Source organism: Paenibacillus woosongensis, from assembly GCF_009725165.1.
GTDB classification, from domain to species: Bacteria; Bacillota; Bacilli; order Paenibacillales; family Paenibacillaceae; genus Fontibacillus; species Fontibacillus woosongensis.
The window spans coordinates 842,871-865,647 of record NZ_WNZW01000001.1; the positions used below are offsets into that span (position 1 = coordinate 842,871).

General features: G+C 43.4%; 25 protein-coding genes and 2 pseudogenes. 5 read left to right on the forward strand and 22 right to left on the reverse strand.

The genetic code is table 11. The features are described from left to right. Positions 1–7: 7 nt before the first annotated feature. From GNP95_RS04020 to GNP95_RS04035, 5 genes are read left to right on the forward strand one after another with little or no spacing between them, the layout of a single operon-like run. Positions 8–1,495: a UxaA family hydrolase gene (locus GNP95_RS04020; RefSeq protein ID WP_055109226.1), complete on the forward strand. Its 1,488-nt coding sequence runs from the start codon at positions 8–10 to the stop codon at positions 1,493–1,495. Between the two features lie 46 nt (positions 1,496–1,541). Beyond that, on the forward strand, positions 1,542–2,942 hold the full coding sequence (gene uxaC / locus GNP95_RS04025; RefSeq protein WP_155609569.1) for a glucuronate isomerase: 1,401 nt from the start codon (positions 1,542–1,544) through the stop codon (positions 2,940–2,942). A gap of 14 nt (positions 2,943–2,956) precedes the next feature. Beyond that, entirely contained in the window at positions 2,957–3,772 is an 816-nt protein-coding gene (locus tag GNP95_RS26020) for an alpha/beta hydrolase (RefSeq protein WP_230873642.1), read from the forward strand. Then, positions 3,769–4,470 (forward strand): rhamnogalacturonan acetylesterase, encoded by a 702-nt coding sequence (locus GNP95_RS26025; RefSeq protein ID WP_230873643.1) that lies wholly within the window; start codon positions 3,769–3,771, stop codon positions 4,468–4,470. Before GNP95_RS26020 ends, GNP95_RS26025 begins: the two co-directional genes overlap by 4 nt. Next, positions 4,467–5,309, forward strand: a complete 843-nt coding sequence (locus tag GNP95_RS04035) for a sugar phosphate isomerase/epimerase family protein (protein WP_155609570.1) — start codon at positions 4,467–4,469, stop codon at positions 5,307–5,309. The genes GNP95_RS26025 and GNP95_RS04035 overlap by 4 nt, the downstream gene beginning before the upstream one ends. A gap of 9 nt (positions 5,310–5,318) precedes the next feature. Here GNP95_RS04035 and GNP95_RS04040 read toward each other — a convergent pair whose 3' ends face one another. From GNP95_RS04040 to GNP95_RS04145, 22 genes and pseudogenes are all read right to left on the reverse strand, one after another. Beyond that, positions 5,319–5,501: a hypothetical protein gene (locus GNP95_RS04040; RefSeq protein WP_155609571.1), complete on the reverse strand. Its 183-nt coding sequence runs from the start codon at positions 5,499–5,501 to the stop codon at positions 5,319–5,321. A 4-nt stretch (positions 5,502–5,505) separates the two neighbouring features. Further along, on the reverse strand, positions 5,506–5,988 hold the full coding sequence (locus tag GNP95_RS04045; protein WP_230873644.1) for a hypothetical protein: 483 nt from the start codon (positions 5,986–5,988) through the stop codon (positions 5,506–5,508). Between the two features lie 200 nt (positions 5,989–6,188). Then, positions 6,189–6,440, reverse strand: coding sequence for a hypothetical protein (locus tag GNP95_RS04050; protein WP_155609572.1), 252 nt, complete (start codon positions 6,438–6,440; stop codon positions 6,189–6,191). A 2-nt stretch (positions 6,441–6,442) separates the two neighbouring features. Continuing rightward, the gene (locus GNP95_RS04055; protein ID WP_196427057.1) at positions 6,443–6,775 is read right to left on the reverse strand and encodes a hypothetical protein; all 333 of its coding nucleotides are present in this window, start codon (positions 6,773–6,775) and stop codon (positions 6,443–6,445) included. Positions 6,776–7,156: 381 nt separating this feature from the next. Beyond that, positions 7,157–7,843: an Imm3 family immunity protein gene (locus GNP95_RS04060; RefSeq protein ID WP_155609573.1), complete on the reverse strand. Its 687-nt coding sequence runs from the start codon at positions 7,841–7,843 to the stop codon at positions 7,157–7,159. A 41-nt stretch (positions 7,844–7,884) separates the two neighbouring features. Next, on the reverse strand, positions 7,885–8,316 hold the full coding sequence (locus GNP95_RS04065; RefSeq protein ID WP_155609574.1) for a deaminase domain-containing protein: 432 nt from the start codon (positions 8,314–8,316) through the stop codon (positions 7,885–7,887). Positions 8,317–8,469: 153 nt separating this feature from the next. Next, positions 8,470–8,706: a hypothetical protein gene (locus GNP95_RS26030; protein ID WP_230873645.1), complete on the reverse strand. Its 237-nt coding sequence runs from the start codon at positions 8,704–8,706 to the stop codon at positions 8,470–8,472. Positions 8,707–9,115: 409 nt separating this feature from the next. Beyond that, positions 9,116–9,616, reverse strand: a complete 501-nt coding sequence (locus tag GNP95_RS04075) for a hypothetical protein (RefSeq protein WP_230873646.1) — start codon at positions 9,614–9,616, stop codon at positions 9,116–9,118. Positions 9,617–9,647: 31 nt separating this feature from the next. Beyond that, positions 9,648–10,025 (reverse strand): hypothetical protein, encoded by a 378-nt coding sequence (locus GNP95_RS04080; RefSeq protein ID WP_155609575.1) that lies wholly within the window; start codon positions 10,023–10,025, stop codon positions 9,648–9,650. A gap of 185 nt (positions 10,026–10,210) precedes the next feature. Further along, positions 10,211–10,567, reverse strand: coding sequence for a hypothetical protein (locus GNP95_RS04085; protein ID WP_155609576.1), 357 nt, complete (start codon positions 10,565–10,567; stop codon positions 10,211–10,213). A 25-nt stretch (positions 10,568–10,592) separates the two neighbouring features. Next, entirely contained in the window at positions 10,593–10,937 is a 345-nt protein-coding gene (locus GNP95_RS04090) for a hypothetical protein (RefSeq protein ID WP_155609577.1), read from the reverse strand. Positions 10,938–11,146: 209 nt separating this feature from the next. Further along, positions 11,147–12,386, reverse strand: a pseudogene (locus GNP95_RS26370) (IS110 family RNA-guided transposase). Positions 12,387–12,579: 193 nt separating this feature from the next. Beyond that, positions 12,580–13,362, reverse strand: a pseudogene (locus GNP95_RS04100) (recombinase family protein). A 1,079-nt stretch (positions 13,363–14,441) separates the two neighbouring features. Next, positions 14,442–14,738, reverse strand: a complete 297-nt coding sequence (locus tag GNP95_RS04105; RefSeq protein ID WP_155609578.1) for a hypothetical protein — start codon at positions 14,736–14,738, stop codon at positions 14,442–14,444. Continuing rightward, positions 14,735–14,998: a preprotein translocase subunit TatA gene (locus tag GNP95_RS04110; protein WP_155609579.1), complete on the reverse strand. Its 264-nt coding sequence runs from the start codon at positions 14,996–14,998 to the stop codon at positions 14,735–14,737. The genes GNP95_RS04105 and GNP95_RS04110 overlap by 4 nt, the downstream gene beginning before the upstream one ends. A 348-nt stretch (positions 14,999–15,346) precedes the next feature. Beyond that, positions 15,347–15,589 (reverse strand): hypothetical protein, encoded by a 243-nt coding sequence (locus tag GNP95_RS04115; protein ID WP_155609580.1) that lies wholly within the window; start codon positions 15,587–15,589, stop codon positions 15,347–15,349. A 14-nt stretch (positions 15,590–15,603) separates the two neighbouring features. Then, a complete protein-coding gene (locus GNP95_RS04120; RefSeq protein ID WP_155609581.1) occupies positions 15,604–18,381 on the reverse strand; it encodes a CdiA C-terminal domain-containing protein in 2,778 nt (925 codons plus the stop codon). 22 nt (positions 18,382–18,403) lie between these two features. Beyond that, the gene (locus tag GNP95_RS04125) at positions 18,404–18,805 is read right to left on the reverse strand and encodes a DUF4280 domain-containing protein (protein WP_155609582.1); all 402 of its coding nucleotides are present in this window, start codon (positions 18,803–18,805) and stop codon (positions 18,404–18,406) included. Positions 18,806–18,849: 44 nt separating this feature from the next. Beyond that, positions 18,850–19,467 (reverse strand): hypothetical protein, encoded by a 618-nt coding sequence (locus GNP95_RS04130; RefSeq protein WP_155609583.1) that lies wholly within the window; start codon positions 19,465–19,467, stop codon positions 18,850–18,852. Then, a complete protein-coding gene (locus GNP95_RS04135; protein WP_230873648.1) occupies positions 19,467–19,991 on the reverse strand; it encodes an imm11 family protein in 525 nt (174 codons plus the stop codon). The genes GNP95_RS04130 and GNP95_RS04135 overlap by 1 nt, the downstream gene beginning before the upstream one ends. Before the next feature lie 12 nt (positions 19,992–20,003). Further along, complete coding sequence (locus GNP95_RS04140) at positions 20,004–21,104, reverse strand: pentapeptide repeat-containing protein (protein WP_155609585.1); 1,101 nt, start codon at positions 21,102–21,104, stop codon at positions 20,004–20,006. A 14-nt stretch (positions 21,105–21,118) separates the two neighbouring features. Next, a complete protein-coding gene (locus tag GNP95_RS04145) occupies positions 21,119–22,615 on the reverse strand; it encodes a contractile injection system protein, VgrG/Pvc8 family (protein ID WP_155609586.1) in 1,497 nt (498 codons plus the stop codon). Positions 22,616–22,777: the final 162 nt, after the last annotated feature.

Consider the following 22,777-nt stretch of genomic DNA (forward strand, 5'->3'; position numbering starts at 1 on the left):
GATGAGGATGCAAAGACTAACGAAAATGAACTCCCGCGATACCGTTGCTGTTGCCTTAAGGCCGATCAGCGCAGGGGAAGAGCTGAATTTCGATAATCAGGTGCTAACAGCACTCGAGGATATTCCACAAGGCCATAAAATCGCTTTAACCAGCTTCGAGCCTAACGATGTAGTGACTAAATACGGCTACCCGATCGGTCACGCCACGTCCGCGATTCAGCGCGGCGGATGGGTGCATACGCATAATTTGGCGACAAATCTGGAGGGCGAAGAGGAATACGAATATGTTCCGGATCTCCATCCGGTGACGCATCCAAAACGCGATCTGACCTTCCAGGGCTACCGCCGCAAGAACGGCAAAGTCGGCATCCGCAACGACCTGTTCATCGTTCCTACGGTTGGCTGCGTCAACGGGGTTGCCGAGCTGATGATTAAGGAATTCAAGGCAATCCATCCTGATCTCGGTACCTTTGATAATATTACCGTGCTGAAGCATCCCTACGGCTGCTCCCAGCTCGGAGACGATCACCGTATGACGCGCAGCATTCTGGCGGATGCGGTCTATCATCCGAACGCCGGCGGCGTACTCGTCTTTGGCCTGGGCTGCGAGAACAACATCGTGTCTGAATTCCGCAGCATACTGGGCGACTATGACGAAGAACGCGTCAAGTTCCTCGTTGCCCAGGAGGTCGGAAATGAAGTGGAGGCCGGCTTGCAGCTGCTGGAGGAGCTTTATATTGCAGCGCAAAATGACCGCCGCGAGCCTGTACCGCTCTCTGAGCTCAACGTTGGCCTGAAATGCGGAGGCTCCGACGGCTTCTCCGGCATTACGGCGAATCCGCTGCTCGGCGCGTTCTCGGACTTCCTGATCTCCCAGGGCGGAACCTCCGTATTGACGGAAGTGCCCGAAATGTTCGGCGCAGAGAAAATGCTGATGGCCCGTGCAGAGAACAAGGAAGTTTTCGAGGACATCGTGCATTTAATCAATGACTTCAAGCAGTACTTCCTGTCCCACGGGGAATCGGTCTACGAGAATCCTTCCCCGGGCAACAAAGCCGGCGGCATCAGCACGCTGGAGGACAAATCGCTTGGCTGTACGCAAAAAGCCGGAACCGCTCCGGTCGTCGATGTGCTGCAGTACGGCGAGAAGCTGCGCAAGAAGGGGCTTAGCCTCCTGCAGGCGCCAGGCAACGACCTTGTCGCCTCCTCTGCGCTCGCCGCTTCCGATTGCCAGCTCGTGCTGTTTACGACGGGCCGGGGAACACCGTTCGGCAGCTTCGTACCGACGGTAAAAATCGCCACCAACAACGACATTTACAATAACAAAAAGCATTGGATGGATTTCAACGCCGGCCCGCTGCTCGACACGCCGATGGAACAAGTTCTGGAGGAATTCATCGATTATGTGATCGCCGTAGCCAGCGGCCAGCCAACCCGCAACGAACAGAACGAAGTGCGCGAGCTGGCGATCTTCAAGACCGGCGTCACGCTGTAATTGGACTGATAGCATATCTAGAATAACCATAAAGGAGCCAAGCGGTATGTTTCTAAATGACAACTTCCTGTTAACGACGGATATGGCCGAGTCGCTGTTCCATGACTACGCCGATAATATGCCGATCATCGACTATCATTGCCATCTTGATCCGAAGGAAATCTATGAGAATAAGAATTTCAAAAATATTACCGAGGCGTGGCTCTACGGGGATCACTACAAATGGCGCCTGATGCGCGCCAACGGCGTCCCCGAGTCCCACATTACCGGAGACGCATCGGACTACGATAAGTTTCTAGCTTGGGCAAGAACCGTGCCGAAAACGATCGGCAACCCGTTGTTTAGCTGGACTCATCTGGAGCTGCGCCGGTTCTTTGGCATCGATGAGCTGTTAAACGAACAATCCGCACCGCGAATTTGGGAGAAGGCGAACGAGAAGCTTGCTTCCCCGGAGTTCCGGCGCCGCAGCCTCATCAAGGCTTCCAATGTGAAAATCATTTGTACGACAGATGACCCCGTTGATTCCCTGGAGTACCATCAAGCCCTGAGCAATGAAGAGCAAGACTTCCAGGTGTTCCCGACCTTTCGACCGGATAAGGCGCTCAACATTGACGCCCCGGGCTTCAAGGATTGGATTGGACGTCTGGAGCAGGCAGCCGGAACAGCGGTCGCTTCGTACGCAGACTTGGTGAATGCGCTCAAGAATCGCGTGCTGTTCTTCCATGAGCACGGCTGCCGCCTGTCAGACCATGCCCTCGACGTGCTTCGCTATCAAGCCGGGGAAGCGGGCGACGTGGAGAGGATTTTTGCCAAAAGGCTGGCCGGGGATGATCTGTCCAAGGAAGAAATAACCGTTTATCGCACTGAGCTTCTGTCCGCATTGATCGGCATGTATCATGAAATGAATTGGACGATGCAGCTTCACATCCACGCTTACCGAAACAACAACACGCCGATGTTCAACAAGCTGGGTCCGGATACCGGCTACGACGGCATCAACGACCTGTCGCTCACCGTGTCTCTCTCGCAATTGCTGGATCGCGCAGAGAGTACGCAAGGACTGCCGAAGACGATTCTGTACTCCTTGAATCCGAACGACTATCCGGCGATTCTGGCTTTGATGGGTTGCTATCAGAAGGATACGCCAGGCAAGCTGCAGCTGGGATCAGGCTGGTGGTACAATGATACCCGCAGCGGAATGCGCCATCAGCTCACGATGTTTGCCGATAATAGCGTATTGGCCAATTTCGTCGGGATGCTGACCGATTCGCGCAGCTTCCTGTCCTACACCCGCCACGAATATTTCCGCCGCGTATTGTGCGAGCTGATCGGCGAATGGGTGGAGCGCGGAGAAGCGCCAAATGATGCTGCGCTGCTCGGAAAGCTGGTTGAGGACATTTCCTATAACAATGCAGCCAACTATTTTGGCTTCAGTTCTGCCAAGTAAAGGAGACGGCGCTCATGTTATTGGTTTGCGCAAACAACGAGCATTTAACGAAAGAGGAAGGGAAGTTTCCGGCGGAAACCTCCCTCCTCTTTCTCTATCCTGTCACAGAGGCTAACGAGGAAGAAGACACCGATGAACGCAGCAAGGCTGAGGACGGCGGTAAAGCCCGTCCTTTCGTTCTTGTGCTGCCTGGCGGCGGTTATACCCATCTCGCTCAACATGAAGGGGAGCCCATCGCCCGCTGGCTAAACAGCCTGGGAATTCATGCTGGCGTGCTGCATTATCAGGTAGGTGATTTCGAGTTCACTGACCTGATCAAGGATGTGGAGGATGCCCTCAAATGGGTGCGAGAAGCGCCCAAAAATTGGTATGTGATCCCTGACCAGGTCGGGATGATCGGTTCCTCTGCGGGAGGCCACTTGGCTTCCATTGCTGCGACTACAGGAACGGTGAAGCCGAATCTGCTGCTGCTCTGCTATCCTGTCATCTCGCTCCATGAACCGTATACCCATGAAGGCAGCCGCCGTAATTTTCTGGGAGCAAGTCCTGCGAAGGATTTATTGGATGCCTGGTCATCCGATCAGCGTGTTACGGCCGACACCCCTCCTACTTTCATCTGGATGACGGCCGATGACAGCGTGGTGCCTGTCGAGAACAGCCTGCTGTTTGCGGGGGCCCTGTCCCGTCATAAAGTTCCTTTTGAGCTGCACATATTCGAGGAAGGGCGCCACGGCCTCGGCCTCGCAGACGATCATGAGCATGTGCGGCAATGGCTCCCCCTTGCCGAGAATTGGCTAGGCCAACATCATTATGTAAAGAAGGGATCATGATGAGCCATACCTTGTTTATTGCCGGCGATTCCACCGCCGCTCTGAAGGGCGCTGCCGAGAAGCCGATGACCGGCTGGGGCGAATATTTGCAAGGGTTCTTCCAATCCACTATCCGCGTGGATAATCGGGCCATTAACGGGCGAAGCACGAAATCATTCCTTGCTGAGGGACGGCTGGCGGACATTGAACGGAACTTTGGACCCGGCGACTACCTGTTCATCCAGTTCGGGCACAATGACGGCAAAATAGAAGACCCCAGCCGTTACGCCGATCCACAGCAGGAATACCGCTTAAATTTGCAGCGTTTCATCGGCTCCGCCCGCAAACAGGGCGGTATGCCTGTGCTGCTAACCTCCGTCAGCCGCCGCCTCTTCTTGGAAGATGGCACCCTTGATCCCTGCGCGATAGGCGAGTATCCCTCCGCGATGAGGGAGGTCGCATCGGAGACAGGCACACCGCTGCTTGATATTTATACGGCTTCGCAGCAGCTGTACCAGTCATTAGGGACTGACGGATCGAAGCGGCTATTCATGCACCTGCCGGAGGGGGCTTATCCGAATTACCCGTCCGGCATCATCGACGATACTCATTTCTCGGACGAAGGAGCAAGGCAAATCGCCAGGCTCGTAGCACTAGCCATCCAGCAATCGGATGAACTATCTGCTCTCAAGCAGCATTTAAAAGGAGAGATCACATGACGGTTCCACTTCATCTCGGCGTTCGCGCCCATGATTTCGGACAAATTCCATTGACCGATCTGATTCAGAAGCTGCAGCAATACGAGTTCTCGCATATTCAATTTGCGATCAAGAAATCTTTTCCGGAAAGCGCACCCAGCTTTTCCGCTTTGAGTCCGGGCACGGCGGCTTACTACGGCAACGCCTTCCGGCGGGCAGGCATTCAAATTGCGGTGCTGGGCTGCTATGTCAATATCGTAGCGCCCGACCCGCAGACAGAGGCCCAGGCGCTGGCTGACTTCAAGACCAATATCCGCTTGGCGAGAGATTTCGGCGCCAGTCTTGTAGGTACGGAGACGGGCAGCGTTGGCCATGGCTACACGACCGACAACTTCACCGAAGAAGCCTTCCAAAGGGTCATACCTGCAGTACGCGAGATGGTTGCGGAAGCCGAGCGCTTTGGCGTCACGGTAGGCATCGAAGCGGGATTAAATCATCCCCTTCACACCGCTGCATTGGCCCGTCGTCTGCTGGATGCGATTCCTTCGAACAACTTGCAGATCATTCTCGACTGCGCCAACCTGATGTCGCCGGACAACTATACACAACAGGACGAAGTGGTGGCCGAAGCACTGGAGCTGCTGGGTGATCGGATCGCCGTCCTCCATCTGAAGGATTTCATTGTGAGGGACGGACGAATCGAAATGGTCCCCGTAGGCCAGGGTTTGCTCAAGTTCGAGCCGATTCTCCGCTATATGAAATACGAACGGCCACATATTCAGGGCCTTATGGAGAGTACAACCGAACCGCATTTGGCGGGGAGCGTCGAGTTTCTGAGAAGATTGTACGAAGAAGTATGAGCTAAAACATCATCCCCCCGGTTCAGCCCGCACTAGCGAGGATCTGAACCGGGGGTTTTTTAGGGACTTGTTGGCCTGCATCGTATAGGCTCCCTTCTCCATAATCAGTTCAATTCGTTTGCCTGTGCCCCTAAGATTCTGCAACAGATCGCGCATCATGCCTTGATATTTTTGAGGTATCCCGTTATTCATTCACCTAGCCCTCCAGTTCTGCAAGCTGAGCCACCTTTTCAGTCAATACTCGCCTTGTTTGTGCCAGACGCTCTTCTGCATCCTGAATCATTTTCACCGATGCTGCCTTTGCATTTTCAAATTCTTGCTTCTGTCGTGCTTGAACTGCCTCGTTATACTGTATAAGTTGCTTGCAATCTGATGCTTCTTGTTCTAGTCTGTCTATGAGTTCTAGTGCTTGCTGGCGTGGCAGGCCATCCTTCTGATCTGTTACCGCATCCAAATGCTTCGCATGTTTCAACAACTGCTGAATCTCTTCGCTAACCTTAAAATCTGTAAGTCCTGTTTGCTGCAACGCTGCCGCCTGCTCACGTAATTCCCTTGCTTGCTGACAATAACCACGAATTTCGTCCATAAGCTGTTCGTGTGCTTCGCGAGCCTGGGCAATAGACTGCAATTCTTTTTTTCGTTCCTGTACTAGTTGCTGGTTCTTCAGCTCTTCTGCCACTACCTATTCACGTTTTGCCATTCGTTTCTTCCTCCTTTGATTTAGGCACGCAAAAAAAGCTCATTCCTACTCATAAAACAAGTTGGATAGAGCTTTGAAAGTTTATCAAGTGTTTGAATCATTTAGTGTTTGGTTTGTTGGTTGTATTGTATGATCTGGTTGTTGTGATTGTAAATACTGAATTATTAATTCAACTTATTTTACGATTCAAATGCAGTTCTTTCCGGGAATACTCCATTTTCTCTAATCAAACACACAACAAGTCTCTGAGCTGCTCGATCAAAATAAAATTTAGAAGATAGATCAGGGTCTGGTAAAGCTTCCACTTCCGCAAATCTTCTAGTTACTTTATTCAATTCAATTTTCCCCATCATATTTTCATTTGGACCGAATCTGTAAACAACTCTTTCATTATCCTCATGCTCTTTTAACAGCAACACATATGAAGCCAAGACTATTCCTCCTCAGGTGGATTCCACGGACGACCCGAATCAACAGTTCTATCATGGGCTGTCCTATAATCCGTTTTGAATATACCTTCAAATTTTGATTCAAATAACTCATGGTTCAGTAAATCAATATCATTTTGTTTATACGTTCCCTTTTGAAGTCTGTCCCAAGCTTGTGCAATTTCATAATCTGCTTCAAAACGTCCAACACCATGCTCTTTAATATGTTCTTTAAAAAACAAGTGATCCTTTATTCTCTGAACTCTATTTTCAGTCATTCCTGTATTTTTAGCAATAGCCTGAACGTCAACATTTGATTTTCTAAATGATTCGTACATTGCCTCTGCTTTATCAAGTCTTCTTAAATACTCATCTACTGACAGTTCTCTACCACCAGTCTGAGCTTTTGGCGTCCCCTCAGCCTCTTCACCAGATGCACTTCCCTTACTCTAAAAAGCTGTTAATTTTTTTAGAGTCATTTTTAGCTAAGCCTGTTCCTCCGGCAAGTATCCCTACAGTATCAATTTCTGCATGAAAAAAACTCATTCCTACTTATGGTTAATGTGGGAATGAGCTTTTGTAAGTTTATCAAGTGTTTGGTATATTCGATGTATTGTACGATCTTGTTAATTGGGCTTGTATTAAATTACAAATAATGGACAATACTGCAAAAAATATATTATTACTCCACAAAATAGGAGTTTAATCAAACTATAAATCTAAATTATTTTACTTAACACATCCTTAATTCGGATGGATAGATCTAACTTTTCAAATTCTGATAATTGTTGCCCTACCTCTCCCAATTCAAATTGCTCTAGTTCGCTTCGGAGCTTCATAATGTCTTCTTCGTCTACCATGACACTGTATCTAATAAGTAGTTCTAGAAGTGTTGTTTTAACAACGATATTTTCACTAAGTGTATTCGTACATTCACGTTCAAAACGCTCCAATACTTTCTCTATAATTTCGCTTTTATTTTTCACTTCATTATAAATAATCCCAAAGTAATCCTTAACTTCTTTCTCCATTTCATAGTAATGCCATCTTGTGTATGGGCTATAATCTACTGGAATATTATCAATTTCATCTAGTACCATATCTCTGCGCTCTAATATGTCCTTATACTCATCTGGAGTTGTTTCAACTTGAAGTTGATCTAAATCTAAAGAATTTAATGTCTCAATTATTCTTTCTTTTGCTTTAAAAAATATTTTTGAATGCGTTAGATAAATATTACCTTCTGCAATATATACAACAGCCTTCTCCATTTCACCTCTACTTTGAACACCAAAATATGCATCAGTAGTACATGCAATGGCTTCAGCATCGCTCATCTTCTCGTTTTTAAAATCAAAATATCTTTCATAAAACGCACCAAATAATGACTCATAATTTCGTTTCATTTATCTGTCGTCTCCTTTAATATAACTTAAGAACCAACTAGTTAGTCACCATTATGGATGACTTCAATATCAATGTTTGGATAATCAGTATGAAACTGCTTAATTATCCTACTACAACTTGCACACGTGTCTATTTCAGTGAACAATTTTATTTTTCCACGGGCTTTTGAAGGATCATTTAATTTATCTAGTCTGGCCGCTAAATCATTTAGAATCTTGTACTCCATATCATTGTCTCTTTTTCTTATATGTCCACCTCTATTTGGTGCAAGGGTTACCTCATATTTCGGTTTAGGTGGCCTTAACGAAAAATCAGCATAATCTATTGCCTTGTTATCTCCATTTAAACTACTATGTGCATAAAATTCCTTTTTGTCTATCCCTGCTATGTCTACTTCTGAATACGCAAAATTGAGCTCGTCTTTAAGTCTATTTGAGGTTTGTTGTTGTATTGTATGATCTTGTTGCCACATTGTAAACCCAATCTATATTTTTGCATGGGTTACTGGTTATCGTCACTAAGCGGTTCAATCAATATTGAAAAATGTAACAATAGTTTACTCGGCACAACCATTATCTAGCGCATCCAAGGTTTCATCAATTATATCAAGTGGTTCCCTTTTAACTCAATTTGCAAGCGAAAGAAAATCAGTAGCACCAGCTACATTCAAATAACCAGCCCTTATAAAGAAATGGCCACCTCTTTCATATAGCTTTATTGCTGGCTCAAACAAATCTTTATTATCAATAGCAATTTGATTTCCTTCATCAATGAGTGCGTTTAACTCTAAATAACTGGTAGCAATTTCTCTAACATAACTATTGTCAATCTCCTTTAGTATTTGTAATTCATCAACACTCACTTGTGACTTAGTTATCGAATTTGAAATGATAATAAAAGGATAACTTACAAGCCCCAGGATAATATTGAAAAAAATGATACTCTTCTTAAGTATTCTTTACTCAAATGAACAACATGTGATCTTGCTTGCTTTTTTCCAATACAACTCCAATCTATTGCAGAAATACGCTTAATTGCCTGATTAAAATTTTCCATCAATTATTTCGCTCCGTCTTCTCTATTTTTATTGCCCAAAAACTTTTTACCCATCCCCTAAGTTGTAATTTAAATTAGATGAACCGTCGGTAACGTATTAGCGTCGTAAAAAAAGAAACCACAACACGGATTAGCTCGCATTGTGGCGTTAGTTATATCATTGTATTTTAATTCTTATCCCTGCTCATATTAATCATAATACCGTAATCATTTTCTTAATTTGATTCATCCATTTTATCTAGGGTTGCATCAGTAATATCTACTGGTTCTATCTCTACTAGATTTGCCCAAATTGTAAAAGGAAATGATGAGCCATTAACATTAATTCCTCCCTCACCCCTATAAAAAATCCCCCCTCGTTCATATAGTTTTATAACAGGCTCAAACAAATCTTTGTTATCTATAGCAACTTGATTTCCCTCATCTATTAATGCATTTAATTCAAGATAACTCGTAACTAACGCTCTGTGATAACTATTATGTACTTCATTCAATATTTGGATTTCCTCAACATTAGTTTTTGGTGATGTTATTGAATTTGAGATCATAAGAAAAGGATACAAACATTTACCTGGATAATTATTATGAAATATAGAAGCTCTTCTCAGATACTCACGAACTAATTGAATATGGGAGTTACTATTCCTTTTTCCAACTTCGCTCCAATTAATAGACGAAATTCGCTCAATAGCCATATTTAAATTCATAGTATTCATAGTGTAGACCCTTTCTAAGTGTTTTTTTAGATTATTTATCATGATATTTCATAAAATAGCTGAAAGCCCCATCGAATTCGATAGTTGGAGGTGGTGGGGCAAGATCATGTGCCCCTTTAGGATCTGACTTAAATTCATTTCCATTGAATGAATCAGGATCTTTGTATGGATGCCCCTTTTTCATAAGCTCACTCTCAGTAATTTCATGACGAGCTAATTGTTGAAAGAACTCTTTTTGTTTGGGTGTTAGTACCTGCTTTTGAGCCAACTCCCATGCATATCCAACCTCATAAATTGGTGAGAACTGTCCAATCCTGTAGCTTTTATTATCAAGTGGGATATGATGTGTGTCAAAAAACATAGCAATTAAACCTACCGTTTCCTCTACTTCCTGTACATGTTTTGCCATTTTCCTTTTCCTCCTTTGTTTTTGGGTATGCAAAAAAAGCTCATTCCTACTCATAAAACAAGTTGGAAAGAGCCTTGAAAGTTTATCAAGTGTTTGAAATCAGTTAGTGTTTGGTTTGTTGGTTGTATTGTACGATCTTGTTGTAAAAGTTGTAAACCCCAGTTTTACAATCCTGCAAATACTCCCTATGTTTTATATGATTCTGATTTAATAAAGTTATCTACTAAAAATTTATCATTATCACTTAGTCTCTCAAAAAGTTCGTTAAACTTAATCTTTGCATCCTCATTGTCTAGAAGAGATAGCGTAGCTATTGCAACATGTCCGAATTGCCATGGTTCAATAAATTTACTGTCTGTTAAAAGTTCTCCGAGTTCAGCTAGCCTATTTACAATTCTTATATTACAGTAATTTCTTTCAATCAATTTGAACATTGCCGTAGCAACAACCCTTAAATTTTCAGCTTCTAAACATACTATTAAATCTTCGTTTTTTATCTTATCGGTTTTAATCTCTTCTGCTAATTCAGCTATTGAAGCCATAGTAAATCTTCCCTTCAAAATATTCTTATTCGATTATAGGTCCATATCTATCCAAAATATACTGCTTCTCCGCTTCAAAGTTCTTTTGCAGTTGTTCTGCTATATTATCCAATCCTAACCTTTTAGCTTCTTCAATTTCAATTGTGTATGCTTTAAGCTCATCTGCAATTCTCCCTTCCCAATCCTGATATGATTCGGCGGCTGATGGGAATCCATTTGATTTAGCTTCCACATAGTGACTATACTCATGTCTTAAAGCACTCATGGATGCTTCAGAATCTATCAGAATCTGACCTGGTTCGCCTTTTCTCAATGGTCCATATCCCATTGCACCTTCTCGATAAACCACCTTAACCTCATTTTCCTCCATATCTTTGATTAGTTTATTCCATTCTTCTGGATGCGATTTTGAACCAGCACCAAATGCATCTCTAAATGGGTCTGCTGGATTATCAAAATGAGTAATTTTTTTAGCGTTTTCTATAGCGACATTATTTTCAGCTTTTGGCGTCCCCTATGTGGTAAAGCTAAATCCCGCTAAAAGGATGGTGGCAGTCAGATTTTCCAACTACCATTCTATCAATAGGCAACTTGTTCAGCGATGTACGGGGCGATGTACGGGGTCTTGTTCTTCATCATGCCGTAGATGATGTTAACCAGCCGCCGCATGATGCAGACTAACGCTTGTCCTTTCGTTTTACCTTCCTCTTGTTTTCGTTCATAGTAAGCTAGGAAAGCAGGATTGCGGGGGAGCTTGCTTCCTTTGGAGACTTGCACCTGCTGAACAGCAAGGTTATAGAAGATGCCGTGCAAGGTGCAGTTTCCCTGCTTGCTCTTTTGTTCCTTGCCCTTCCCACCCGAACTGAACTTTACAGGAGCTATCCCCGCAAAACGAGCCAGCTTATCTGGACAGGAAAAACGGTGAATGTCTCCGATCTCAGCAACTAAAGCCGATGCCGTTACAAGGTCGATGCCTGGCATCGTCTCTAGCTGAAAGCCCAGTTTCTTCATCATGCGGCATAGTTGATCTTCTACCTTTTGAACTTCTTCCTTCTTAAAACGGATGTCTCGGACATGGCTTTGAATCAGGAAATCCCTAGATTCTTGATACTCCCGCTTAGTCTCGCCATCAGCCGCCACCAATGCCATGATTTCCTCGGCTTTCTTAGTCGAACAGGTGTTGTGACTGGATTTCAACAGCATCTCCCGCAAATCCTCCAAACTCGCACCTTTCAGATGATGCGGGGCGGGGTAGGGTAGGTATGCCAGAACTCCAAGGCACATTTCCCGTCAATATCGCTAAAGAATTTCTTGTAGCTCGGATAGTGATGGGACAACTGCATGTGAAGCTGGTTCTTGAGTGCGGTATGCGCTTTAATCAGCGCATTTCTTCTCGCTACGAGTTGCCCGATTGTCCAATAGATATCTTGCGGATTCGCATCGGGCAGAATTTCGAGCTTGCTGACAAGTATCTTCGCCACACATTCTGCATCCCAGCTATCGCTTTTCTGCATAGTTGGGTAGCTCTTGCGCTCAGCAAAGGACAATGCTGAATTTTCACCATCTGCTTATTCTCTACGAGGAACACGGCTAATGACCGCCCATAGCCGCCCACGTCCTCTAATCCATAGATCGGGGTCATGCCTCTTTTGCAGAGCTTCTTTACATAGGTGAGCAGTTCCTCGAAGGCGGCGGGCTTGTTCTCGAATTGGATTTCGCCCAGCTTCTCATACCAGCAGTTTACAATCACGGCAGTGTGAGTAGCCTTATGAAGATCTACGCCTACGTAAATATGCTTTTGTTTATAATGTTGGTTCAAAAGACATCACCTCGATCAACGAATTTAAAGAATAGAAAAGAAAGTCGGCAACCTTAGTTCGAGCGTTAGTCATTCGCATGACCCGCATTGGGACGCAAGCCTATCCATTCTTTTCTGGTTTAACCTTGTTTGTTGGTGCTTCTACTTGCTCTATACGATAGTGCTACGCCATAGTTAAGTACGATGGGGGAAATTAGATAATAATCGGCTGATGCAAGCCTTTGGCTTCTATTTGTCCATAGCGGTATATTCCCCGATAGAAGTCCTCACGGTCTAGGATTCGCTTCACCTGCACCTTCGTGAAGAGCTTGCCCTGAACGGTTCTATAGCCCGCCTGATTCAGATATGCCGCGATTTGAGATAATGACCAAGACGGATGATCATTTTTGATCTCAAACAATCTACGCACCGTCTCAGCCTGCACAGGGTCGATGGAGAGCACTTTTGTCCTTTGACAGCTAAATAGCCATATGCTACTCTACCGCCAGCATAGCCACCTTCCTGAGCCTTCTTGCGCCGCCCTCGGCTTAGCTTTAAGGCAATCTCTAGCCGCTGGTATTGGTCTAGCAGTTCCATAATGCCGTTGACTAGAAAGTCCGATGGGTCATGAGCATAGATGCTGTATTGCGGCTGTTCAACGGCTTTGACATCGACTTTATGCCGCTTTCGCTCCCGCTGAATCAGCACTTTCACGATGTCCGCCCGCCATAGGCGGCTAGTGTTCAGGACAACGATCTGCTTCACATCCCGCCATTTCAGGTCGGATAGCATCTTGAAGCCCCTCGCGTTCTATGGTTAGCTCGTCCTCATCCACCTTCGCCCCTGAAATGCCTTCATCCTTGTATATGTCCAGCAATTCAAGGTTGTGGCGGGCGCAATAACGCTCGATCTCTTCTGATTGATAGGCAAGCGAATAGCCATCCTTCACCTGTCCTTGCGTAGAGACGCGAACATAACCAACTACACGATCTTTCATGCAATCATCACCGCGTTTCAATAATTCAAGTTTTCGTAACGCCCTTGGAATCAGCTACTGCTGCCGCGCATTCCGCATACGTAAATAGGGCAGGCGGCGGGGCAGTTCACAGGCTTCTATATGCGGTTGTCAAAGGGCGAAATCAACTTGCTGTGGGGAATACAGAACCACATCACGGAAGGCATGTAAAGGGGGTTAAGAGCAATATGAATATATATTTTTAATCGTTTCGTGGAATCAGAACAGGGCAATCTAAGAAACCCCCCAGTGTCTAGGAAAAGAAGAAACCGCCCTCGCGAGCGCAGGGGCGGCGTGTCTCCTACGGGAATATTTTATAGAAACTTGATGCGGTTCCCTTAACTCTGTCCTAGTCTAGCCGTATAGAGAAAGTAACAGGTCTAACAAGACACTGAATTGAATATTGAAGCTCTATCCGTGGTCGCAGAAGAACACGTTAAAAAATGCCTCGGCGTTCATCAGCCGAATGTGGGTCATGTAATTCTTCCTATTACATGAACGAAGTCGCGTTAGAAGCGGAAGATTCGCCTTTGGCAAAGTAAGACGTGATGACTTACTTCAACTTCCCCAGATTTTCCGTCGTAGTGTCCGAAAGGACAGGGAACCTTGACAGAGTGATAGCTTCGGGCTATCCGCGCAATAAAGCTACACCTGGGTGCGCCAGATGTCTCGTAGGCTCGGGATACCTCAACTTCACACAGCCTAGTCGTTCTCCCTCGCAAGAGGGGGAACGCTCTGTTGTCCTCCCTTCACACAGGTGAACTCCCATCCTGCGAAGCGGGCGGGGGGTGAGACTGAAATGAACGCTGACAGAGAATAGATAGGAATAAGGACATGAGTAAGCTAGAAATAGAGGATAGAATAACAGAACGAGAAGAAGCTCAGAGGATAGCTCTATAGCATCAGAATAGATAGCATCGGATAGCACGAATCAAGAATCCATTGAATCATGAATAGATATAGATGATTGAGATTGTAAAGCCTCGAACTCCCCCCGCCCCCCATTTTTATATCCCAACGAAAACAGCAAATAGAAACCCCGCACAACGGCGGGGGATAGGTTAGCCAAACAACGGCAAGTATTTACGGTAGTAATCTATATGATCGTCGGATAGACGCCAATCATACTGATTAAGGAACTGAGCAACTTTGGCTAAGACTTGATTCCGATGAACGACATCATCGTACTTTGATTTAGCAAGATAATGCGCGAGACTCAGTTCAACTTGCTCCTGTGACATCGGGTCTATGACATACTTAACGAAGATTTGAGTAAGTTCATCAAGATCAAAGCCATGTCCTAGCACGTTCTCCCGTCGCATTAGGGTTAGGGCGGTATCCAACGGTAGTCGTTTCATGGATTCACCCTCCCCTCGGTGGTGGCGGGGGCGGCTAGCTTTTGCTGAACGCTCCATTTCCTCCATAAGAGATACTGCCGCTGTGCTTCCTGTTCATCAAAGCCATGCTGTACCATGACATTCAGGATGGCGCGGGGGATGGAAACGGTGTAGCCATACAAGCAACTACGAAACCTTTCCCATGAGATGTCATACAGGACAACAAACGCCCGATGTGTTAGCCCTAGCTTCTGAATGCATTCCTTAACTGGATGAATCATGATTGATTTCTCCTTTCAAGTTGTCTTCCCTTATAGGTTAGACACTCTACAGGCAGGAATCACACCAGACATACAGAAGCATAGGGCGTTATTGAATCTTGAATTTGGCACATCGGGAGTAATCCATGAATAACAAGCCAGCCTAAATAATATCGGTAACTCCCGAATGTATTTGATTAGATACCGTATCTCCCCGCACTATTTAGATGATTTACTGATTCGGTTTAGTCTTCGCAGTGCATGAAAAGCCGAGATACTTGGCTTCGTTATCTCCCACCCACTAATTAGGCGGTGCGCGGTGCATAGACTACGTCAGATACTGTGTATCACGCAAGCCAAGAGCCAAAATTATTCATCATTCTCTAAAACATAGGTTTTTATTACTGTATCGCCATCAAACACATAAATTCTCTCACAATTGGTACATCTCCATACATCATATTGGGGAAACGGTATTGTAACTGGGTCAATTGAATCTCCTAAATTAATAATATCGTCCCATTCTTTATCTGTATAAACCCTTAATTCAACATCATTAGGTGCATTTGAGTTTGAAAGTGTTACACCGCATTTACATTGTAATCTTGCCATTGACACCCCTCCTCTTAAGGATATGTGATAGTTCCTTCATTCGTCCAAATTTCAACCTTACCTGGAATTGTTCTGTTAGGATATGTCCCAGATGCACGGTTAATAATCTGCTTTGCTTGATCTACAGTCAATCCTGCGTCCCTAGCGTCAATTATCACCGTTTCCGCTCCTTGCTTCAATCCCTTTTGTATCCTTGTTATACCAGTGTTAACATTGGGATTCTCTAAGGTCTTGAGTTCTGTTTTAACTCCATCAACTTTAAAATCAGGTGTTTTAACTTTAGAATTCGGGTCTTTAGGAATAATTTCCACATTTTTACCACGGGCAGTCAGATCATTTACAACTTTTTTCTCTGCATCTGTTAAGCCATTCAGAGAACCAGTAATCTTACCCGTCCCCTCAACCTCTTCATCCCTTTTCCGTTCTTCCTCTTCTTCCCTTCTTCGCCTCTCCTCTTCCTCTCTTCTTCGCCTTTCTTCTTCATCCCTTCTCCGTTTTTCCTCTGGACTGTGTTTCGATTCAGGGGTCTTATCCCTCGTCTTCTTCGTCTCCACATCGTCCAACTTACTTTTTAATTTAACATCTTGGTCTAGCGACTTCCAGAAATCGGCGCCGCCTTTATGTACTATGCCATCTCTGATGTAATCCTGATTCATTTTACGTGCCGCATCGCGAAGTAAATCATCCAAATTTTCTATTCCTTTTGGTGATCTCAGCGCATTTGTTTTTAATTTACCATCCCCTAGCTTTGCCAAACCCGATGCATTTGTTTTACCCACAAAACTTTTAAATATTTTAGGAGCATTCTTAATCAGACCTGCTCCTCCGATAAATACCCCCACAGTATCAAGAACACGTTCAGATGCTTCAATACTACTGTAACCCATCTGGTAGCTTTCTTCTCTTGTATCCGTTAATGGGTTCGGGAGAAATTTACTGACTCTTTCCTTAATAGGGGCTGAGTAGCTGTTAAAAGCCGATTCTCCATCCTTATAGATCTCTTTAAAAGATTTCTTTAAGGTAACGAGATCTTTTGTATACTTTCCTGTTTGGATTAATCCGTCCGTTGTTCCTCTCATGGTATCGTTTCGTTCATATAAAGTTAGAAATCGTTCGCTAGTAACTCCTTGTGAATATGAAAATGCTATATCTCCTATATCTAACACAAAATTCCCTAAATCCTTGGCAAAATCTACAGTCCCATCCCATACCCCTTCGAGCGTAGCACCAACGTTATTCACCATCTGATCTGCAATCGCTTTGCCAATCCCCATTTCAGCCATCTTTTGTTCGAACGGTGATAACAGTTTCGGGTAGCTATTATGGGTAGTACCGGATAATTCAATTTCAGTGCTATAACCGTCAATTTCTTCATCTAAACGAAGTTTGGCATAACGATTCCTGATCTCTAGGCCTTCTTCTCCGTGGATAGAAATATGGCTAGCCTTAAGATCTAGCCCTCCCTTTGCCTGAATCTGTATCGTTTGCGTACTATTTAAAGATACTCCGTTTGCAGAGTTCATGGATATATATAACATGCCTTCATCCGCATTGATATTTAACTCGGAGTCTCCCAGAACTAATTCTTTGCCTTGAGGATTGGAGATAGATTTTACACCTGGATCAGACATTTTCCTGTTATACCGTTCTTCCTTAGATTCATCCGAAAAAGACATTGAAAGCGGCCGATTCGGTTGCTTTCGTACCGATTGAATCACCATGGCGTCATCTTCATCGGCACTTGGAAAATATAATTTAATCTGCGTCCCTTTCTCAGGCATTAAGTACCATACTTGGTTCCCCTCTGCGGAATAGGGAAACCAGCGGGCTTCATTCGGATTCTGCTGTTCATCCATATCCAAGTGAATACGAACCTGGTTTCGACTAATCTCAAGGATCTTGCCTTCGATCGCAGCTCCAATTATGGTAGGATTAAGTACTTTATTTACTGTCATACCACCAGGAAGGGCGCATTCATAAGACCATTTCATGACTCCCGATACCATCGAACCCTTGCGAGAAATAATGACATAAATTTTATGATCACAATAAACTTCGTCGCCAAGCCCAAGAATTTCGTCCCATTCAAATGAATATCTCGTGAAATCATCCGGCGATGTCCTTATTGCCCCATTGATCGTCTTATCCATATAATTAGCAATATTCCTGCTTATTTGAAGAGGAACATTATTTAAAGATATCTGGCGTCGTCCTTGTGGAATTCCAATCCAAAATTGAATACGATGTGCAGTAATGTTAGGCACTACGATCGCTCCGACATGAGAGGCTAATCGCTTAATGAATGTCCAATCACTCTCTTGATATTGCATTATGAATTTCCCGGTCAACTGTTTCCCGAATGCTTCATCAAGCATGTCTGAGTTTGAGTACTCGTTAAGAATTCGCTTTACAATATCACTATAACTATAATTGACCTGTTGGAATGAACGACTTTTTAGTTGAGTGTCCAGTTTAAAGCTATGAGATACACAATGTATTGTGGCAAATAAATTATTATGTATTTTTTGAACATCCACACAATATAGTTGACCCATGAATAGTGGTATTTCCTGACCGTCGTCTTGTATACGCCATAACTCAATGAGATCTCCGCTTTGACTACTGTTAATGATTTTCTCCTCGTATTCCTCATTCATGTAGCCAGTGATAAGCAATCTTGCGTGCTCTCCAAATCCCTGTGTCATTTCCACATGCTGCAGCCGCACATCCCCATACGGCCAAATGACCTTAATATTATGAAAGGTTATGACCTCCGACAAATTTGCCGTCATAATTTATATTCTCACCTTCTTTTTATAAATCCTGGCCGTCATTTTCAATCGTTATTATTCCACCAGGATCTTTACATGAACAAACTAACTTTGACTTGCTCAGCAGTGCTGGTTCACCGTCAATAAGGACATCCTTTTTACCATCTGTCCATTCCATACCGGGAGCAATTTCCGGCCTGCAAATATCCCAAGTTAGCTTGCACATTCCAAATGCACCAATTTTACTAATATTTGCGCCACAAACAGCATCAGCAACGTTTAATAGTGGTTGGTCTTTAATATAAACGCCATGGCATGTTGGCAAATTTAACACTCCCGGCTGACTGCCTTGGCTGCATTTTAGTACAGCACCTCTTACAACATATGAATAATCCTCCTCTGCTAAATTAAGCACTAACGAGCGAAGTAGCATTGGAATTATCATAGATGTCCTCCTTTTCATTTACCTAAATATAGTATTCATTCCCTTTACCAGCTTATTGACCTTAGCAAAGCATAGCTTAACGGATACCATAGAGGGGCGTCTTCCAGTTTGTACTGGTAACTACCCAACAGAGCTTTTCCATGCCACGATGTAAGAAAAACAACCTGATAGTAGGGATAAGGCTCAACTAAGAATAGACCTTCATAACAAGCTAAGATTTGCTGATTACTCTCAATGGCTACCTGATTAAGAATCTTCATCTCAGGACGCAATTGGACTGCCTGTAAGGATATGATTTGCAGAAAATCTTCTATTTGCTCACTATCCATTTCATGGTCCATCCAATGCATACCAAAAGTGACTCCAGCCTCATTATCTTGAAACATCCGCCGATTACTCTTCCTAGCATTACCTTCCCTTAAATTAATTTCCTCGATAAAGCTATTCGGCATCGAAATTGTCATTTGATTATTAAAAACCTGGCTTTGCTTAAACTGCATATTCCTACCATCCTGTAGTTGGAGGGTTCCTTCAGAAATTGCCTCCAGACATTCTTCTTCGGAAAACATCATCCACTCTTCATCCGCTGCTTCTGCCATTTGACTATGAATGAGTTGGTTATTACGTTGTTCTAAGAAAAATTCATCCCACCATTCAGCCATCAGCACACCCCTAGCTCGTCCAGAGCTACTTTTGTCAATACAAATCCATTTATTCCTCTTCGAAGAAGACTCTCAGCAACATCTTCGCTAATCATGCAATAAGATTCTCTAATCCCTTTAATTTTAAAAATATGATTTCCCTTTACTTTTCCTCGATCTAACACTAATTTTTTTATGGATTGATCATGAGGATTAAACTCTGTCAATTCAGATAGACCTTCTATTCGAGGAATCTTCGAAAACCAATATAAGGATTGCCGGTCATTTATTTTATCTATTAAATATATGCTTTTAAATCGGACATACAGATTGTATTTTTCCAATATTCTTTTTAGCCGATCAGAAACCAGCATGGTGGGCTGGAGCATCCAATCCACGTATTCAGACGATGGAGCAGTATGCACTTCACAAATCTGAACAGGGGGCATTTTCTCAAATGGCAGCTTCAGATTAGTAAAGTGAGCTGGATAAATTTTATGTGATACCCGAGTATCATCCTGGATGAGATAATAATTTTGCACCATGATCCTCCTTGCTCATTCCATCCAATGGATAGAATTAATTTGCGAATCGGTTAAACTCATCTTCCCTTTGTGTTGCAAGGAAATCACTGTTCCCTGCATGGACGCACCTTTAAATTGCACATTTTCAAAAAAGCGAACATTTGCTAAATTTGCATCATTTAAATTAGCATAGCTAAAATTGATACCTAGTAGCCCTGGTGAACGGGCAGCCCCCTCACGATTTGCTTGACCGCTCGCCGTGCCAAAATAAGCCCCTCTCAGGTCACTTCCCGAAAAATCTGCATCAATTAGCCAAGAACCGTCAAAGTTCGCATCTCTTAAATCTGAGTCTCTCCAGCAAGTGCCAATAAGAACACAATCCACAAATTTGCATTGTTTAAAATCGCTATAACTAAAATCGCTATAACGCAAGTCCTTGGCTATCACATCCATACTTAAAAGCTTATTCTCCCTAAAATTCTCATAAATAAGGATGTCTTCCTGTTCTTCAATTAATGCTAATTTAAATTTGGATTCATCCTGAGTTCCAACATCATCTATGTATAATGTTTCGCTGATATCTTTATATTCACCCGACCTAATATACAACCGATCGGCTTTTTGAATAGACTGATATTCCTGCAATTGAACAAGTTGGGACACCACAGATTTAATTAGTGAAACTACAAATTGGTGAAAATATTTCAAAGCACTCTGAATCATATTCTCAACATCGGCAGGATTTAGAAGACCCATGTATTTTCTTTGCTCCGCTACCAATTGCTCTTTCATCATAGATATAGATTGATAAGCCCATGAGGCGTCATATACACTCATGCATGCCTGCTCATCCAAATACCATTTATTCGAATATGCTTCTACCCTATACAAATAGTTTTCTTCCAAAATAGAGGTTCTCATTAAAGAGTAATGGATATAAGCAATCGGATCTTTCTCCTGTTTAGATTGCATAGTATTAACAAGCAAGCAAATTTCCCGAAATGAATTTTCCACATGCAGAGCAAGCTCAGTTCGATATTGGTTAAATTTCGTTGCCACATCTTCGATAGATTCTGCCAATGCAGGAATGAAGTACTCCTTATAAAAATGAGACAAAGCCTCTTGCTTATCCAAAACGGATCCTCCATTCAATTCATTTTAATTTCCGTCCCAGAGAAAATCGTCTTATCATCCAATGTAATACTGTTCCCGTTTCCAGACAGTTCAATTTTATCTGCAGTGAGATTAATATCTTTATTTGACCTTAACGAAATTTGATCTGCAGCATTAATATTAATGTTCTTACTGCTTACAATGTGGATGCCACTCCGATCGTGGAGTATGATCGACATATCCTGGGAAGAAATCTCAATATGATCAGGTGCCAGTTTGATCTTTTTCCCGTATTTCGTATAAAGTGTTTTGGTCGCAGGATCGAACATGACATCTTCTTCAGAATTAGATGATTCTTTAGCTGCTGAAGGAACAGTTGCTGAAGAACTGCTCGTGGATGATTGTGCTGTCGATTTACTTGCCTCAGATTTAGGGACCTGTCTCTTAATCGAGCTCATTGCATACCCTTCTTCTTCCTTGCAGCTTGGAAAGTAAATTCGAACACTATCATTCTTCTCCGGCATACAATACCAGCCCGTGTTATCTTCGGATGCGTAAATCGTTGAATAAGGGAACCAGAAATCTGAGCTAGGATCCTGCTGGTCATCCATTTGAAGCTGAACGCGAACCTTATCCCTATAAACACTGAGGACTCTTCCTTGAATAGAAGCACCAATGATGGAATGATTGTACATTTTAATTGGTCTCAAGCCGCTTCGTGGGGATAATTTATAATAATTCCTTAATACGCCGTTTATCATTTCCATTACTGCTTCAGACACAAGCAGTGTTTTCCCCTTAAAGACAACTTCATATCCAGGCTCTAGTACCTTCATTGACTCCACCTCATATTGGATGAAATCATATTCTTGTATGCCGGGGATTCTGTTATCTGAAGCTGTTTGATAATCGGCAACCCGTTTTGTAACCTTATAATTGCTCGCTGGGATTTCACCCTTGCTGAGTCCCATTGGCATGCCAAAATAAAACTTAGGAACACCATATCCAATGGCTGGTATTAAAGGTGAGTAGAAATGAGATGCCAACCGCTTGAGAAATTGCCAATCCGTCTCGTCATATTGCATAATAAACGTTCCGATTTCTTTTCCGCTGGTTACCACATCCATAGTATCTGCCTTGTCATATTGTGATACGATGGACTGAATAAGTTCTTTATAAGTTAATTTTGGATTTTGAAATGACCTGCTACGACGTTTTACATCGAGTTGATACGTATGAGAAACAGCCTCCACTGTGATGTAATGAATACCATTCACTATTTTCACTTCAACATCCAAAGCAATACCACGGAATATAGGCTCTCTTTTACCGGCATTATCAGTAATAAAAACTTTCACTTGTGTTTCATCATCAGAAGCCTTTATGTAGTGGTCTTTCCTCTCTTCCTCTATGATTCCCGTAAAACTTAATCGTGCATGATCATTAACTTTTTTTACGATTTTAATATCTTGTAATCGAATAAGATTATAAGGCATTACTTCAATATGATTATATGTAACTACATTATCCATCCATCTTCCCCCCAACTACCTTTCTAAACATAATCCGTATTACATTAATTTCGGTTTTTCAATTAGGGAATTTTACCCATAAATTAAAAACTCCCCCTTTTTAGTTCTAAGGAACCAGTTGAGGTTATATATATTAAAACTTTGTCAGCAAAATATGACATT

Bases quoted from the DNA above. Each gene is read 5' to 3' on its own strand.
- GNP95_RS04080 (WP_155609575.1), bottom strand. From the start codon at position 10,025: ATGGCAAAACATGTACAGGAAGTAGAGGAAACGGTAGGTTTAATTGCT.
- GNP95_RS04125 (WP_155609582.1), bottom strand. From the start codon at position 18,805: ATGATAATTCCAATGCTACTTCGCTCGTTAGTGCTTAATTTAGCAGAG.
- GNP95_RS04105 (WP_155609578.1), bottom strand. From the start codon at position 14,738: ATGAAACGACTACCGTTGGATACCGCCCTAACCCTAATGCGACGGGAG.
- GNP95_RS26025 (WP_230873643.1), top strand. From the start codon at position 3,769: ATGATGAGCCATACCTTGTTTATTGCCGGCGATTCCACCGCCGCTCTG.
- GNP95_RS04055 (WP_196427057.1), bottom strand. From the start codon at position 6,775: ATGTACGAATCATTTAGAAAATCAAATGTTGACGTTCAGGCTATTGCT.
- GNP95_RS04120 (WP_155609581.1), bottom strand. From the start codon at position 18,381: ATGACGGCAAATTTGTCGGAGGTCATAACCTTTCATAATATTAAGGTC.
- GNP95_RS04115 (WP_155609580.1), bottom strand. From the start codon at position 15,589: ATGGCAAGATTACAATGTAAATGCGGTGTAACACTTTCAAACTCAAAT.
- GNP95_RS04110 (WP_155609579.1), bottom strand. From the start codon at position 14,998: ATGATTCATCCAGTTAAGGAATGCATTCAGAAGCTAGGGCTAACACAT.
- GNP95_RS04035 (WP_155609570.1), top strand. From the start codon at position 4,467: ATGACGGTTCCACTTCATCTCGGCGTTCGCGCCCATGATTTCGGACAA.
- GNP95_RS04130 (WP_155609583.1), bottom strand. From the start codon at position 19,467: ATGGCTGAATGGTGGGATGAATTTTTCTTAGAACAACGTAATAACCAA.
- GNP95_RS26020 (WP_230873642.1), top strand. From the start codon at position 2,957: ATGTTATTGGTTTGCGCAAACAACGAGCATTTAACGAAAGAGGAAGGG.
- GNP95_RS04040 (WP_155609571.1), bottom strand. From the start codon at position 5,501: ATGAATAACGGGATACCTCAAAAATATCAAGGCATGATGCGCGATCTG.
- uxaC (WP_155609569.1), top strand. From the start codon at position 1,542: ATGTTTCTAAATGACAACTTCCTGTTAACGACGGATATGGCCGAGTCG.
- GNP95_RS04145 (WP_155609586.1), bottom strand. From the start codon at position 22,615: ATGGATAATGTAGTTACATATAATCATATTGAAGTAATGCCTTATAAT.
- GNP95_RS04075 (WP_230873646.1), bottom strand. From the start codon at position 9,616: ATGAATACTATGAATTTAAATATGGCTATTGAGCGAATTTCGTCTATT.
- GNP95_RS04090 (WP_155609577.1), bottom strand. From the start codon at position 10,937: ATGGAGGAAAATGAGGTTAAGGTGGTTTATCGAGAAGGTGCAATGGGA.
- GNP95_RS04135 (WP_230873648.1), bottom strand. From the start codon at position 19,991: ATGGTGCAAAATTATTATCTCATCCAGGATGATACTCGGGTATCACAT.
- GNP95_RS04060 (WP_155609573.1), bottom strand. From the start codon at position 7,843: ATGAAACGAAATTATGAGTCATTATTTGGTGCGTTTTATGAAAGATAT.
- GNP95_RS04020 (WP_055109226.1), top strand. From the start codon at position 8: ATGCAAAGACTAACGAAAATGAACTCCCGCGATACCGTTGCTGTTGCC.
- GNP95_RS04085 (WP_155609576.1), bottom strand. From the start codon at position 10,567: ATGGCTTCAATAGCTGAATTAGCAGAAGAGATTAAAACCGATAAGATA.
- GNP95_RS04065 (WP_155609574.1), bottom strand. From the start codon at position 8,316: ATGTGGCAACAAGATCATACAATACAACAACAAACCTCAAATAGACTT.